The organism is Longimicrobium terrae (assembly GCF_014202995.1).
In the GTDB taxonomy this organism is placed as follows: Bacteria; Gemmatimonadota; Gemmatimonadetes; order Longimicrobiales; family Longimicrobiaceae; genus Longimicrobium; species Longimicrobium terrae.
On record NZ_JACHIA010000002.1, the window covers coordinates 325862 to 340735 of the forward strand.

Annotated in this window: 17 protein-coding genes; 14 read left to right on the plus strand and 3 right to left on the minus strand. The window is 66.7% G+C overall.

What is annotated here, in order from left to right:
* Positions 1-150 precede the first annotated feature (150 nt).
* On the plus strand, positions 151-1056 hold the full coding sequence (locus tag HNQ61_RS05030; RefSeq protein ID WP_170037737.1) for a diacylglycerol/lipid kinase family protein: 906 nt from the start codon (positions 151-153) through the stop codon (positions 1054-1056).
* Between the two features lie 268 nt (positions 1057-1324).
* The gene (locus tag HNQ61_RS05035) at positions 1325-1753 is read left to right on the plus strand and encodes a cobalamin B12-binding domain-containing protein (RefSeq protein ID WP_170037735.1); all 429 of its coding nucleotides are present in this window, start codon (positions 1325-1327) and stop codon (positions 1751-1753) included.
* A gap of 229 nt (positions 1754-1982) precedes the next feature.
* Here the strand turns inward: HNQ61_RS05035 and HNQ61_RS05040 are convergent, their stop codons facing one another.
* Positions 1983-2231 carry a hypothetical protein gene (locus tag HNQ61_RS05040; RefSeq protein ID WP_170037733.1) on the minus strand — a complete coding sequence of 83 codons (249 nt, stop codon included), beginning with the start codon at positions 2229-2231 and terminating at the stop codon, positions 1983-1985.
* A gap of 275 nt (positions 2232-2506) precedes the next feature.
* Positions 2507-2755 carry a hypothetical protein gene (locus HNQ61_RS05045; RefSeq protein ID WP_170037730.1) on the minus strand — a complete coding sequence of 83 codons (249 nt, stop codon included), beginning with the start codon at positions 2753-2755 and terminating at the stop codon, positions 2507-2509.
* 242 nt (positions 2756-2997) lie between these two features.
* Here HNQ61_RS05045 and HNQ61_RS05050 point away from each other — a divergent pair, with 242 nt between their 5' ends.
* The 8 genes from HNQ61_RS05050 to rnz all read left to right on the plus strand — a co-directional run bounded on the left by HNQ61_RS05050 (position 2998) and on the right by rnz (position 10614).
* On the plus strand, positions 2998-3165 hold the full coding sequence (locus HNQ61_RS05050) for a hypothetical protein (RefSeq protein WP_170037728.1): 168 nt from the start codon (positions 2998-3000) through the stop codon (positions 3163-3165).
* 217 nt (positions 3166-3382) lie between these two features.
* Complete coding sequence (locus tag HNQ61_RS05055; protein ID WP_205761919.1) at positions 3383-5014, plus strand: carboxyl transferase domain-containing protein; 1632 nt, start codon at positions 3383-3385, stop codon at positions 5012-5014.
* Positions 5015-5019: 5 nt separating this feature from the next.
* A complete protein-coding gene (locus HNQ61_RS05060) occupies positions 5020-5442 on the plus strand; it encodes a barstar family protein (RefSeq protein ID WP_205761917.1) in 423 nt (140 codons plus the stop codon).
* Between the two features lie 189 nt (positions 5443-5631).
* Positions 5632-6387: an ImmA/IrrE family metallo-endopeptidase gene (locus HNQ61_RS05065; protein WP_240978998.1), complete on the plus strand. Its 756-nt coding sequence runs from the start codon at positions 5632-5634 to the stop codon at positions 6385-6387.
* A gap of 42 nt (positions 6388-6429) precedes the next feature.
* On the plus strand, positions 6430-7086 hold the full coding sequence (locus HNQ61_RS05070) for a restriction endonuclease (RefSeq protein ID WP_170037722.1): 657 nt from the start codon (positions 6430-6432) through the stop codon (positions 7084-7086).
* 274 nt (positions 7087-7360) lie between these two features.
* The gene (locus tag HNQ61_RS05075) at positions 7361-8059 is read left to right on the plus strand and encodes a Uma2 family endonuclease (protein WP_170037720.1); all 699 of its coding nucleotides are present in this window, start codon (positions 7361-7363) and stop codon (positions 8057-8059) included.
* Positions 8060-8204: 145 nt separating this feature from the next.
* Positions 8205-9578 carry an acyclic terpene utilization AtuA family protein gene (locus HNQ61_RS05080; protein ID WP_170037718.1) on the plus strand — a complete coding sequence of 458 codons (1374 nt, stop codon included), beginning with the start codon at positions 8205-8207 and terminating at the stop codon, positions 9576-9578.
* Between the two features lie 124 nt (positions 9579-9702).
* Positions 9703-10614, plus strand: a complete 912-nt coding sequence (gene rnz / locus HNQ61_RS05085) for a ribonuclease Z (RefSeq protein WP_170037716.1) — start codon at positions 9703-9705, stop codon at positions 10612-10614.
* An 84-nt stretch (positions 10615-10698) separates the two neighbouring features.
* Here the strand turns inward: rnz and HNQ61_RS05090 are convergent, their stop codons facing one another.
* Positions 10699-10995, minus strand: coding sequence for a hypothetical protein (locus HNQ61_RS05090; RefSeq protein ID WP_170037714.1), 297 nt, complete (start codon positions 10993-10995; stop codon positions 10699-10701).
* Positions 10996-11185: 190 nt separating this feature from the next.
* Here HNQ61_RS05090 and HNQ61_RS05095 point away from each other — a divergent pair, with 190 nt between their 5' ends.
* From HNQ61_RS05095 to HNQ61_RS05110, 4 genes are all read left to right on the plus strand, one after another.
* Complete coding sequence (locus HNQ61_RS05095) at positions 11186-12562, plus strand: alpha/beta hydrolase family protein (protein ID WP_170037712.1); 1377 nt, start codon at positions 11186-11188, stop codon at positions 12560-12562.
* Positions 12563-12739: 177 nt separating this feature from the next.
* Positions 12740-13093 (plus strand): YciI family protein, encoded by a 354-nt coding sequence (locus tag HNQ61_RS05100; RefSeq protein ID WP_170037710.1) that lies wholly within the window; start codon positions 12740-12742, stop codon positions 13091-13093.
* An 85-nt stretch (positions 13094-13178) separates the two neighbouring features.
* Positions 13179-13556, plus strand: a complete 378-nt coding sequence (locus HNQ61_RS05105) for a YciI family protein (protein WP_170037708.1) — start codon at positions 13179-13181, stop codon at positions 13554-13556.
* Positions 13543-14799 (plus strand): RNA polymerase sigma factor, encoded by a 1257-nt coding sequence (locus HNQ61_RS05110; RefSeq protein ID WP_170037706.1) that lies wholly within the window; start codon positions 13543-13545, stop codon positions 14797-14799. Before HNQ61_RS05105 ends, HNQ61_RS05110 begins: the two co-directional genes overlap by 14 nt.
* The last annotated feature ends 75 nt before the right edge of the window (positions 14800-14874 follow it).

Below are 14874 nucleotides of genomic sequence, written 5' to 3' on the forward strand. Positions count from 1 at the left end.
CCTCGTCTCGATTGGTAACCATATGGTTTCCATTCTACGCACGGCGGAACGGGCACGCAAGGGTGTGGATGGAGATCATCTGCTTCGATCCGGCTGACCGCGGGCCGGAGGTTTGCGGATACGCGGCCGTTACACTCTACCCGGAGCCCGATGCGCCGTGCACTTTTGATCGTGAATCCCGCCGCCGGACAGTGGTGGCGGCGTCCCAATCCCGAGCGGCTGCGCGACCAGTTGGCCGCGCACGGCTGGTCCGTGAATCTGCGGATGACGCTGGGGCAGGACCACGCCACGGAACTCGTCCGCGAGCACCTGCCCGGCGCGGACGCGGTGTGGGTGTGCGGCGGCGACGGCACGGTGGGGCAGGCGGTGGCGGGAATGGTGGATAGCGGCATCCCCATCGCCATCCTCCCCGCGGGGACGGTGAACGTGGTCGCGGCGGAGTGCGGCATCCCCAAGCGCCTCAGCCGGGCGATCGCGGCGCTTTCAGAAGATGCACGGCGGTGCACGTACCGGGTGTGGCGGATGAACGGCCGCGCCGTCATTCTGGGCGCCGGCGTGGGGTTCGACGCGCGGGCGATGGGGCGCACGCCGGTGTCGCTCAAGCATTCGCTGGGACTGCTGGCGATCGGCGCGCGTGGCGTGCGGGAGTGGGCGCGCTACGACTTTCCCGCGCTGCGCGTGACGGGAACCGATGGGCAGGGCCGCGCGTTCGAGCACGACGCCACGCAGCTGCTGGCGACGGTGACGCGGCGGTTCGCGGGGAGCCACGTCCTGGTTCCCGACGCGAATCCCGCGGACGACTGCATCGAACTCGTTCTGCTGAGCGGCGTTTCGCGGGCGCGGCTGGCGGCGTTCTGGATGGGCGTGGAACTGCCCGGAACGGCGCAGCTGCACGTGCCCGGCGTCCGGGTGATCCACGCCCGCGAGTTCCAGGTGACGCGCGCGGGTCCGGCGGAGGAAGAAGCGCACGTCAACGGCGACGTGGTGGATGCGACGCCGCTGGACGTGCAGCCGTGGGGCCGCGTGGAGATCCTGGCCCCGGCGGACCGCGGCTGACGCGAACCGCTCGCCCCGGCTGCGCGGAAGGTTCTCCGCCGCGACCGCCCGAGGTGCGGACCGTGGCGGCTTTCAGAGGGGGAAAGCGGAACGGCCGCCCGCTCCGATTTGTTCACGCGAGTGGCAAAACCGCCTCTCGCGGAGCGCAGATGCGGCGGAAAGCGGGAGTTTCGCTTGCCGCGCCCGCGGGGGACGCCTTAGTTTGCCCCGGCTGCGGCCGAAAAAACGGCGCAGCGTACACGACGATCCTCACTGACGCACATCTGACATGCCAGAACGGAAGATCCGGGTCCTGGTGGCCAAGCCCGGCCTGGACGGCCACGACCGCGGCGCCAAGGTGATCGCGGCCGCCCTGCGCGACGCCGGCATGGAAGTCATCTACACCGGCCTGCACCAGACGCCCGAGATGGTGGTGAACGCCGCCATTCAGGAAGACGTGGATGTAGTGGCGCTCTCCATTCTGTCCGGCGCGCACATGACGCTCTTTCCGGCCGTCAAGAAGCTGCTGGATGATGAAGGCGCCGACTTCATCCTCATCACCGGCGGCGGCATCATCCCGGAAGAAGACATGGCCGCGCTGCGGGAGCAGGGCATCGGCAAGCTCTTCGGGCCGGGGACCACCACGGGCGCGGCGGTGGAGTACATCCGCGACTGGTTCGCCGAGCACGGGCGCGACCGCGAGTCCGTCCACCAGTAGGCGCCCGGGCGCAGATTTCGCCTTTTCCGCCACCGGACAACGCACGCGTGCACCGGCCCCGGTCGATGCGCGCCGTCGCGTCGGCCGAGCGGACGAGGATCGCTCTCGCGTGGGTGAGCCGCATACGCCAACGGCCCGCCACCTTCGTCATGAAGGCGGCGGGCCGTTGCTGCGTCCGCATCATCCGTCCGATGGCCGCCGGGCGGGTGCGCCCGGCGATGGCCTCCGATCAGCAGTAGCCCGGGTAATCGGTGCAGACGTTCAAGGCCGAAGGGGCGTAGCAGTCCTGCCTGGGATCACCCGTCCAGTAGCACGGCTTCTCATAGCTGGGCTCGCACAGATCGTAGTAGCTCTGGGCGCACCCTCCTTCGCGGCCGCTCTCCTGGCCGTGCACCGTTCCGCGTCCGCCCGGCGCATCCGGCCGCACTCGGAAGGTTTCCACCCGCAGGTCCTCCATCTTCAGGCGCAGCTTTCCCATTGCGAATGCCTTGGAATCCGTTTGGAGAGGATTTCGTGGTCAGCTGCACGGGAGCACCGGAGCGATCCCGCAAGCCATTGCGTTCCATCATGATCGGCGGAATGCAAAGCTCCGCGGGGCCGCCTCGCTGATCCGCCGTTCCGCCCGTTACCGCGGCGATCGCGATTGCCGCGCCGCCGTCCCGATCCGCGCCTGCCATGCGGACGGGACGTGGCTGCGTCCGTGTCGTCCGTCCGAACCCGTCGCCAGGCGGATTGCTCGGACGATGGCCGCAATCAGCAGTAGGCCGGGTAGTCGGTGCAGGGGTTCAGTTGCGACGCGGGGTAGCAGTCCTGCCGCGGGTCGCCCGTCCAGTAGCACGGCGCCTCGTAGCTGGGCGGGCAGCGGTCAAAGTCGGTCCCCTCGCACCAGCCCTCATCGCGGCTCTGCTGGCCGCGCACGGTTCCGCGCTCGGCCGGCGCGTCCTGCCGTACATCGAACGACTCGACCTGCAGGTCTTCCATCTTCAGGCGCAGCTTTCCCATCTGGAAAATCCTCAGATTCCGGGTGAAAAGGATTGTGCTGCCCTCAGAGATACCGAAACCGCGGCGGCCCCGCAAGCCGGTAATCTGGGTCTGTGCCTTTCCTATCCCGCCGGGCCGCGATGAATTGTACCGCCGTGCGGGATCGGAGTTTGCCCAGCCATCATCCGGAGTTGTGCATTTTCCGCCGTTTTAGTACGATTCCAGTTCTCACCCGCCACCATACCGAACCAGGAGTTGGAACCATGGCCAAGCTCGAGATCGAGATGCTGAAGGTGGAAAGCTTCGAGACGACCGTCGTCGCCGAAGGCGTCAAGGGCACCGTCGCGGCGCACGAGATCAACGACACGCTGCGCTACTGCCCCGTCAGCTACGGCGGCACCTGTGTCATCAGCGCCTGCCGCACCTGCTGAGCATCGGCGCATGCTGAACGGCCGGCGGTTCGGGCCGCCGGCCCGCGCCTGCTTCTCCACCGTCCCGCCCCGCGCTTGCCGTGTGGGCGGGACGTTGCCTAAGTTGGCCCTCTTTTCACAGAAACGGCGGGCAGGCCCCGTGCCCCCGCCAGATGATTCGCGAGAGAATGCGCGCAGCGAACGAACGGCTTCCCCGTCCCGTCCCCGCGAGGACCGCGTGAGCCCCACGGATAACGCCACCCCGTCGCAGTCGCGCGGCCGCGTCCTCGCCGCCGAACTGCGGGAGCTGGAGGCGCGCCTTCGCCAGGGCGGCGGCGCCAAGCGCATCCAGAAGCAGCACGACGACGGCAAGCTCACCGCGCGCGAGCGCATCGGGCTGCTGATCGATCCGCGCACCCGCTTTCAGGAAGTCGGCCTGCTGGTCGCGCACGACCAGTACGAGGGGCAGGCGCCCGCGGCGGGCGTGGTGACCGGGTTCGGCACCGTGTGCGGGCGCGAGGTGGTGGTCATCGCCAACGACGCGACGGTCAAGGCGGGCTCGTGGTGGCCGGAAACGATCACCAAGATGCTGCGCGCGCAGGAAATCGCCATGCGCTGCCGCGTCCCCATCATCTACCTGGTGGACAGCGCCGGCGTAAACCTGCCCTACCAGGGCGGCGTGTTCCCCGGGCAGTACGGCGCGTCGCGGCTGTTCTACTACAACAGCATCATGCGGCGCTACCTGAAGGTGCCGCAGATCGCAGCGGTCATGGGGCCGTGCATTGCCGGCGGCGCCTACCTGCCCGCGCTCAGCGACGTGATCCTGATGGTGGAGGGAACGTCGTTCATGGGTCTCGGCGGGCCCAACCTGGTAAAAGGCGCCACGGGACAGACGGTGGATGGCGAGACGCTGGGCGGCGCGTGGACGCACAACGCCATCAGCGGCGTGGCCCATTATCGGACACCGGACGACCGCGCCTGCATCAGCAAGATCCGCGATCTGGTAAAGCAGCTGCCACGCGAGGCGTGCGCGCTTCCCATCACCGAACCCAAGCCGCCAGCGCGCGCGGAAGCGGAGCTGTACGATCTGCTGCCCAACGAGCACAAGCAGCCGTACGACGTCCGCGAGGTGCTGGCGTGCATTCTGGACGGCGGCGCACTGGACGAGTTCCAGGCGGACCATGCGCCGGAAATGATCTGCGGACATGCGCGCATCGGCGGCATTCCCGTGGGCATCATCGCCAACGCGCGGGGGATGCTCAAGGATCCGCACGGCGGCGCGCCCAAGTTCGGCGGCATCATCTACGCGGACTCGGCGGACAAGGTCGCGTTCTTCATCGATACCCTGAGCCGTCACGGCACGCCCATTCTGTTCGTGCAGGACGTGTCGGGGTTCATGGTGGGGACGCAGGCGGAGCACTCGGGAATCATCCGGGCCGGCGCGCGCTTCGTGGAGGCGATGGCGACGGCGACGGTGCCCAAGCTGGTGCTAACCATCAACCACGCCTCCGGGGCCGGTTATTACGCGATGGCGGGGCAGGGATTCGACCCCGACTTCATCTTCACCTGGCCCACGGGGCGCATGGGGGTGATGGAGGGCGACAGCGCGGCGGTGGCGCTGTTCAGCGGGCAGCTTGACGCGCTCAAGAAGGAAGGCAAGAAGCCGGACGCCGAACTGCAGGCCAAGATCGACGCCGTGCGCGCCGACTACGACCAGCAGCTGGACGCGCGCTACGCCGCCGCCCGCGGCTTCGTGGACGCCGTCATCCTTCCGGACGAGACGCGAGCCACGCTGTCGCTGGCTTTGCGCACGGCGCTCAACAATCCCGGCCCGCACCTGGGTGCGTTCGTGCTCCCGGCCAACGTGTAGCGGGAGTGACCGGGCCGGCGGAGACAGGCGAGGCGGCCGCGAAGACCTTGACGATCGCCGGCGGCAGCATCACCGGCATTCCGTCGTTCTACGCGGAGATCAACCGCGTCTTCATGGCGGATGAGGATTGGGCGCTGGGGGAAAGCCTGGACGCGCTCAACGACCTGCTCTCCGGCGGATTTGGCGCCATCGCTGGGCGGGAGGCGGTCACGGTGGTCTGGCGGGACATGGACGCGAGCCGTTCCGCGCTGGGGGTGGAGACGACGACGGCGTTTCTGCGCGCCAAGCTCGAGCGGCCCCATGTCTTCAACGTGGAACTGATCGGCCGCCAACTGGATGAACTCGAGCGCGGCGTGGGTAATACCTACTTCGAAACCGTCATCGAGATCATCGCCGATCATCCCAACATCAGGCTTGTAGCGGCCTGATAGATGGTCCTAACCGGGTCGAGAACGGCCTACCGGTAAGTTTGGTGATGCATCTCGCGATGCTCTTCTCGGGGTGGCTGGGATTTCCAGCCGCCCCATCTTTTTGTTGTAAGAAGGGGGTTGAGTTTAAGACGCACCCAACAGTAATCTTAGACATCCATTGCTTCTGGCCTGAAGAGAACGGTGCTGATGAGGGTGTTCCGAGATAATCTCGGTATTCCGAGACTTAGCCGCGACGATGTTGAACGGGTTGCTGAGCATTTCCTCTCCACACTCGCCCGGTATGCGTTGAATGTGGACCTCCCTCTGCCCACCAATCTTGGCTACATACTACGTGATCTGAAGGAAGGGAGCTTCTGTACCTTCTCACATGACGGGCATCTAGGATACAAGCCTAATGGAGAGCCCTGTCTTGGAACCTACTCGTTCTCGCGCCAGCACTTGACGATTAGCAAGGATCTGGAGAGGACCGATCCCCGTTACGTGTTTACCTGCGCACATGAGATCGGCCATTTCTTCCTCCACAGCAAGGTTCAGCCGCAAGCCTTTCAGGAGCAGGGTGAGGTCGAGATTCGGGATTCCGCGCGAGATTTTGTTGTGATTCGCTCTGACTCCGTTCCGCGTACAATCATGGAATGGCAGGCAAACCGATTCGCCGCGTCGATCCTGATGCCTCGGATTACCGTCCAGACAGTTCTCGCGAAGGTGCAGCGGGATCTTGGGATTAGCCGTCGGGGGAAGATCTGGTTAGATCACCAAAAACATATAAAAAGGGACTTCTACCGCACGGTTCAAGGTGTCGCTCAGCACTACAATGTATCACAGGCCGTCGTTCAGATGCGCCTGCGAGAACTGAATCTGATTGACACGTCTTCAACCTACGGATTACAACGTATTTACGATTCAGATCTGGAGACAGCACTTCGTCAGTTGTACCAAGTTTAGCTAGTTGAGAGGTAAACGCGTCAGTTCACCAGCGAGATCAGAATGGCAAATCCTCGAAAACCCGTCGCGAGACCAAAAGGGCGGGCTGTCAACACCGGTAAGGCACTTGAGCAGGAGGTTTTCGACACGCTGAACAAGATGGTGTCAACCGGCAGTTTGCCCTTAGACCCGAGATCGTGCTTGGTGCGCCTTAACCCGTCCTATTATTCCCAGATACGCAAGGAAGAGATCATTTTCGATGTTTCCATAGAGGCTACAATCCCCGGCGCGGAGAGTCCGTTCCTGCTCTGGATTTGGGAGTGCAAAGATTACAGTTCAGCGGTTCCAGTCCGAGTTGTCGAGGAATTTTCCAAAAAGCTGGATCAGATCGGCGGACATGGAACCAAGGGCACGATCATCACACGGGGGGCGTATCAGAAATCTGCGATCAACGTAGCCGAATCCAGCAGAATGGGGCTCGCCCGTTTACTTCCAGAGGGCCAAGTGGATTGGGTGATCCAACGAAGTCTTCCAGGAAACATGCGGCTTTCTGTTATCCCGGAGACGTACACAGCATTGACGACGACCGAGTTCGTCGCTCAGAACCAAAATTTCTATGGGTTCACTGCTGCCGGACGCACAATGGCCGGACTTTCTCTGGAGGATTTTATACGGTTGAGCGTTGAAGAGTGGCAGGTTGAAGGCGACCAATCCACGTGAACGTACAGAAGGTGCAGGTCATGCGGAACGTGACTCGCGCCCACCTAGAAATAGAGTGGAGAGAAACAGCGGTCGCATGCGGGTTTCCGCATGCGACCGCTTTTCGCTTGTGATGCTCCACGGCTGGCGTTGTTGGCCTCCTCATCTGAGACTCGGGTTTACGGTGCCGCGGGTTGTGCGTCCGGTGTCGTAAATGGACAGAGTTGACGTTCTTCGACTCTGTCTTTAGCTTTGTCCAGTTCGCGCACTTCAGTCACAACGACGGGAGGACGGCATGGACGAAGCACCTGCGGGCGTACGACGCTGGAACGTTGACGAGTTCAACAAGCTCGCCGAGATCGGTCTGATTCCGTTTCGTGGCTACGAACTGCTCGACGGCGTGGTATACGCCATCGGCGGTCACGTTCGGTACTGGTCGCTGCGGGATTACGAGCAGATGATGAACGGCGGCCTGATCACACCGGCCGAGCATGCGGAACTCGTTGAAGGGTTCTTGCTCGTACGTCCGCAGACCGGGGCTGTCGAGAGCTGGATCCGGATGCGTGCGACAGACTTTCTGTTCCGCGCTGTGGACACGGACCGCTTTCTCCCTTGCGCCGCGAGTGTCTGGATCATCCTGGACGATTCCAACGTGGCGATCCCGAATATCTCGATCCTTCGGGGGCGGCTGGAGGACTATGACCGGGATGAATGGCCATGCGGGGCGGACGCGCTGGTCACCATGGAAGCGACGGCACCTTCCATCCCTGGCGACCTCGAGATGCATCGGCGGCAACGGGCGCGGTTCGGGATTCCCGAGATGTGGCACGCGGATGGAGGCGCAAACACAATCACGGTCTACACGGCGCCGGCCAGCGGTGACTACGCGGAAGTCCGCAGTTTCGGTCTGGGAGACTCGTTTGTTTCCGATGCGCTGTCGGGATTGGTGGTTCCGGTGGATGAGATTCTGCGCCCATCCAGACGGCGTGCGTGAGCCGCATGGGTTGCCGCCGGGGCCTCCGAGGTGAATTATCCCCGTCCCGAGGCTGCACGCGGCCTCCGGATTGTTTTTGGACCGGAGCCTGACCCCGCGGGGCCGCCCGGCTGCGTCCCCTCGACTGAAATCATTCGATCCGCTGATGAAACAGACCATCCGCATCGCCTCCGGCCAGGGCTTCTGGGGAGACCAGCTGGACGCGCCCAAGCAGCAGGTGGAGGGCGGCCCCATCGACTACCTGATGCTCGACTACTTGGCCGAGGTCACGATGTCGATCATGCAGAAGCAGCGCAGCCGCAACCCGTCGGCCGGGTACGCGCGCGACTTCGTGCCGCTGATGGGCGAGATTCTGCCCGCGGTGGTGGAGCGGGGGATTCGCGTGGTGGCCAACGCCGGCGGGGTGAACCCCAACGGCTGCCGCGACGCCGTGCTGGAGGAGGCCCGCAAGGCGGGGCTGGGCGGCCGCGCGCGGGTGGGCACCATCACCGGCGACGACATCCTGGAGCGCCTGCCGGATCTGCTGGCGCGCGGGGTGGAACTCAAGAACATGGAAACGGGCGAGCCGCTCAGCACCGTGCTGGACCGGGTGCAGAGCGCCAACGCGTACATCGGCGCGCGCCCCATCGTGGAGGCGCTGCGCCAGGACGCGCACGTGGTCATCACCGGCCGGTCCACGGACACGGCGCTGACCTACGCGCCCATGATCCACGAATTCGGGTGGAGTCTGGACGACAACGACCGCATCGCTGCGGGCGTGGTGGCGGGGCACATCAACGAGTGCGGCGCGCAGGCGTCGGGCGGCAACCACCTGCTGGACTGGCGCACGGTGCCGGACTTGGCGCGCATCGGCTACCCCATCATCGAAGCGTCGCCGGACGGCTCGTTCATCGTCACCAAGCACGACGGCACGGGCGGGCGCGTGACGGTGCCCACGGTCAAGGAGCAGCTCGTCTACGAGATGGGCGATCCGCACAGCTACATCACGCCGGACGTGGTGGCGGACTTCACCAGCATCCGCCTGGAAGAGGCCGGCCCGGACCGCGTTCGCGTGCATGGCGTCACGGGCGGCCCGCGCACGGACCTGCTCAAGGTGAGCATCGCGTACTCCGACGGCTACAAGGCGTCCGGCACCCTCGTCTACTCCTGGCCCGACGCGGTGGAAAAGGCGCAGATGGCCGACCGCGTGCTGCGCGAGCGGCTGGACCGTCTGGGGCTGAAGTTTGACGAGGTGCTGACGGAATACGTGGGGTGGAACGCCACCCACGGCCCGCTCGCCGGCCCGCTGCCGCGCGACCTGCCCGAGGTGACCGTCCGCTGGGGCGTGCGCGGGCAGGACAGAGCGGCGGTGGAGCGCTTCACCAAGGAGATCGCGCCGCTCGTCCTGGCCGGCCCGCCGTCCGTCACCGGCTTTGCGGGCGGGCGCCCGGCGGTGCAGGAGATCATGGCGTACTGGCCGGCGCTGATTCCCAAGTCGGAGATCGAGCCGGGGCTGAAGGTGGAGGTGGTGACGGCGTGAAGGGGATGGAACTGAAGTACGAAAGTGCGAAGGAACGAAAGTACGAAATTGACGGCATCGGTCACCACTCTCGTACTCTCGTACTCCCGCACTTTCGTACTCGCCTCGCGGAGCCCGTGGCGCGATGAGAGTCACGTTCCTGGGCACCGCCGCCGCGCGCCCCACCGTGGGCCGCAACGTCTCGTCGCTGATCATGCAGCGCGAGGGCGACACGATGATGTTCGACTGCGGCGAGGGGACGCAGCGCCAGATGATGCGCTACGGCACCGGCTTCGCCTTCAGCGACATCTTCTTTACGCACCTGCACGCGGACCACTTTCTGGGCGTCATCGGGCTGCTGCGCACGCTGGGGCTGCAGGCGCGCGAGGAGCCCGTGCACCTGTGGACGCCGCGCGGCACGGCCGACACGCTGCGGCAGGCCGTGGACCTGGGCGTGGAGCGCGTGCCGTTCGAGGTGCCCATCCACGAGCTGGAGCCGGGTGAGGCGGTCAAACGCGGCGATTACGACGTGGTGCCGTTCCGCACGCAGCACGCGGGGCGCTCGCTGGGCTACGCGGTGGTGGAGCATCCGCGGATGGGGCGCTTCAACGCGGCGCTCGCGCGGGAACTCGGTATCCCGGAGGGGCCGCTGTGGGGCAAGCTGCACCACGGGGAGACGGTGGAGGTGGACGGCCGCGTCTTCGATCCCGGAGAACTGGTGGGCGAGGCGCGTCCCGGCCGCCGCGTGGTCTACACCGGCGACACGCGGCCCACGGCGGGGACGCGCGAGCACGCCAGGGACGCGGATCTGCTGATCCACGAAGCGACGTTCGCGCAGGACGAGGCGGACCGCGCGGTGGCCACGGGGCACAGCACCGCCCGCGAGGCCGCGGAACTGGCGGCCTCCATCGGCGTGCGGCGCCTGGCGCTCACGCACTTTTCCCCGCGCTACGCGGATGATCCCCGGCTGCTGGAGCGCGAGGCCAAGCCGCTGTTTCCGGACGTGGTCACGGCGTATGACGGCATGGTGATCGAGGTTCCGTACCGCGAAGCCTGACAGGCCGCGGCGGGTACAAAGACGAGCGTCCGCGGAGAGGTTTCTCCGCGGACGCTCTTTTTCTATCCTCCCGGCGCGGTTGGCTCAGGGCTCCGGCTCGACCGGATAGCAGGGGTAGCACGTGGCGTTCGGACAGGTGCCCTGCCAGCAGGTGCGGCACGTGTTCTGGCAGCTCGCGTAGCAGCTGTTATAGCAGGAGCCGTTGCAGCTGACGTCGCAGGTGACGGACGTGTGCGGCGGGCAGGCCTCGGTGTAGTCCGGCTCCTGCGGATAGCAGGGATAATCCGTTACGGCCTCGTGGGCGCGCACGGTACCCTCGCCCCCGGCAGACCCGGTCGCGAACGTCTCCACGCGCAGATCGTCCATCCTGAGCTTCTTCATCGTCCCCCTCCTCCGGTTGGTCGTGTGGCTCCTGTAGCCATGGTTCCATCAACTAAGCGTCTTGAATGGATAGGCGCAAGTTCGGCGTTCCGTGGTGCCGTGTGGAGAGAGTTTCGTCCAGCGGGTGGAAGTGATAAGATGACTTGCGCCGTTTGCTGCCGTGGCTCTTCTCCTCCTCATCCCACCGCCGATGCCGATCTCCGCAACCCGCATCCTGCCGGTCATGGCCGTGCTTGCCGTCTTCGCTGCCGAGCAGGCCAGCGCGCAGGCGTCTCCGGCGCCGCCCGTCGCCCTGACCGCGGAGGAGGATCACCGGCGGATGATGGCGCTGCTGGGGATCGATTCGCTGCGGCCCGGGCCGTCCGGAAACCCGCGCGCGCCGAACGCCGCCAACGCCGACGAGTCTCGCGCGTCGCCGTATGCGTCGCTCCCCGATCCGCTCGTTTTCAATGACGGCAAGCCGGTGCGGACCGCGGCGGAATGGGAGCGGCGCCGCGCGGAGATCGTGGAGCACTTTGACCGCGAGGTGTACGGCCGCGTGCCCCGCGACGTCCCCGGGGTGCGGTGGGAAGTCGCCAGCACCACGCGGGAGATGAACGGCGGCGTGCCCGTCATCGTCAAGAAGCTGGTGGGGCGGGTGGACAACCGGGCGTACCCGCTGCGTTCCGTCGCCATCGACCTTACTGTGACGACCCCGGCTGACGCGACGGGGCCCGTGCCGCTGATGATCAACTTCGGGTGGGCGCCGCCGCCGGGGATGCGGCCGCCGCCCGTGTCTGCAAACGGGGCGGCTCCCGCGGCGCCGACATGGCAGCAGCAGCTTCTGGCGCGCGGCTGGGGATACGCGGTGCTGATCCCCACGAGCTACCAGGAAGACAGCGGGGCGGGGCTCACCCGCGGCGTCATCGGGCTGGCGAACCGCGGGCAGCCGCGGCGGCCGGACGACTGGGGCGCGCTGCGGGCGTGGGCGTGGGGCGCCAGCCGCGCCATCGACTACCTGGAGACGGATCCCGCCGTGGACGCGCGGCGGGTGGGGATCGAGGGGCTCTCGCGCTACGGCAAGGCGGCGATCGTGGCGATGGCGTACGAGCCGCGCCTGGCCATCGGCTTCATCGGCTCGTCGGGGGCGGGCGGGGCCAAGATCCTGCGCCGCGTGTTCGGCGAGCAGGTGGAGAATCTGGCGTCGTCCGGCGAGTACCACTGGTTCGCGGGCAACTTCATCCGCTACGCAGGCCCGCTTTCGCCCACCGACCTGCCGGTGGACGCGCACGAGCTGATCTCCCTGTGCGCGCCGCGTCCCGTGTTCATCAGCGTGGGATCGCCCGCGGTGGAGGGGCAGTGGATCGACGCGCGCGGGATGTTCATCGCCGGCGTGCATGCGGGGCCCGTCTACCGGCTGCTGGGGCGGCGGGGGCTGGATGCGGACCAGTTTCCGCCACAGGAGACCACGCTTGCCGGCGGGGAGATCGCTTTCCGCCAGCACGCGGGCGGTCACACGACCGGCCCCAACTGGCCCGCCTTTCTGGACTACGCGCAGCGGTACATCGGCCCCGCCGCCTCGCGCTGAACCGGAGCCGCGCAGCATGCATGGACGGAGTCGGCGGAGATCGTTTCCGTTGACTCCGTCGCTTTTTGATGGAGATTACGCGTCCCGGTCCCCTCATCCGCCTTCGATGTCGAAATCGCCGCTCCCCGTTCGACCATGGGTGTTCACGGCGGTTTTCATCCATCCCGGAGAGTCCTCATGAAGTATCTCTGCCTGATCTACGACAACGAACAGACCTGGAACGAGATGCCGGAGAGCGAGTCCAAGTCCATGATCGACGAGTACTTCGCCATCAGCGACGCGCTTGCCCAGAGCGGCCAGCTGATCGCGGGCGAGGCGCTGGAGCCCGTGGCCACCGCGACCACGGTGCGCGTGCGCAACGGCAAGCTCACCACCACCGACGGCCCGTTCGCCGAGACCAAGGAGCAGCTGGGCGGCTTTTACCTGATCGAGGCGCGCGACCTGAACGAGGCCATCCAGGTGGCGGCCCGCTTCCCGTCCGCGCGCGTCGGCTCGGTGGAGGTGCGGCCGATCATGGAATTCGAGATGTAGATGATCGCCGGGATCGGGGGGAGGACGGGCATCCGCCTCCCCTCGATCCGCAAATACTTTCGACGGCACCCGGACGAGGATACCGATGAAGTACCTGTGCCTGATCTACCAGCAGGAGCGCGATTGGGAGGCGATGCCGCAGGCCGAGGCGGACGCGTGGCTGGCCGAGTGCCTGGCTGTGGGGCGGGGGATCGAGGCGGATGGTCACCACCTCGCGGGCGAGGCGCTGCATCCCGCCGCGACGGCGACGATCGTGCGCGTACGGGACGGCAGAATTTCCGCCACGGACGGGCCGTATGCCGAGACCAAGGAGCAGCTGGGCGGCTTCTACCTGATCGAGGCGAGCGGGATGGAAGAGGCGGTCCGGATCGCCGCGCGCATCCCGTCCGCGCGCACGGGATGCATCGAGGTCCGCCCCGTGGTGGAGTTCGATGCGGAAACATCGGTTGATGACGGGAGATGATGAGGCGCGGCGGGCGGTGGATGCCGTGTATCGAACGGACTCACGCCGGGTTCTCGCCACGCTGATCCGCCTGCTGGGCGACTTCGACCTCGCGGAAGAGGCGCTGCACGATGCGTTTGCGGCGGCCGTGGAGCGGTGGCCGCGCGAAGGCGTGCCCGCCAATCCGCGGTCGTGGCTCGTTTCCGCCGGCCGCTTTCGCGCCATCGACGCCATCCGCAGGCGGGCTCGATGGGACGCGCGGGTGGCCCAGTTCGCCGCGCACGTGGACGATCACGCCGAGCCGGACGAGTGGGAAGGGGAGGGGATCGGGGATGACCGGCTGCGCCTCATCTTTACATGCTGCCACCCCGCGCTTTCGGCGGATGCGCGGGTGGCGCTCACGCTGCGCGAGGTGTGCGGGCTGACGACGGAGGAGATCGCCCGCGCGTATCTGACGGGCGCGCCCACGCTTGCCCAGCGGATCGTCCGCGCGAAGGCCAAGATCCGCGACGCGCGCATCCCCTACCAGATCCCGTCACCGGCGGAACTGCCGGATCGGCTGGATGCCGTGCTGCAGGTCATCTACCTGGTCTTCAACGAGGGATACTCCGCCTCCGCCGGAAGCTCGCTGACGCGCGCGGACCTGAGCGGCGAGGCCATCCGCCTGGGCCGCCTGCTGATGGAACTGCTGCCCGAGCCGGAGGTTGCCGGCCTGCTTGCGCTCATGCTGCTGCACGAGGCGCGGCGCGCGACGCGGACGACGGCGGAGGGCGAGCTGGTGCTGCTGGCGGATCAGGATCGCGGGCGGTGGGACCGCGAGCGGATCGCGGAGGGCGCGGCGCTGGTGGAGCACGCGCTGCGGTCGCGCCGCTTCGGCCCGTACACGCTGCAGGCCGCCATCGCCGCCGTCCACGCAGAAGCCGCCACCGCGGAGGCGACGGACTGGCCCCAGATCGTGGGCCTGTACGACGTGCTGATGCGCGCCGATCCGTCCCCCGTGGTCGCCCTGAACCGTGCCGCCGCTGTGGCGATGCGGGACGGCGCCGAGGCCGGCCTGCGCCTGATCGATGCGCTGCTGGAGGGCGGAGAACTGCGTGACTACCACCTGGCGCACGCCGCCCGCGCGGAGCTGTGCAGCCGAATCGGCAGACGATCCGACGCGATCGCCTCGTACGAGCGCGCCCTGTCCCTTGCGCGGCAGGAGCCCGAGCGCCGCTTTCTGGAGCGCCGCCTCCACGAACTGCGCGCGGCTCCGCCGACCTGACACCCATCCACATCAACAGCAATTCTCACACAGAGTTAACAGAGTAAACAGAGTTCAAAGTGGTTCTCTCTGTTG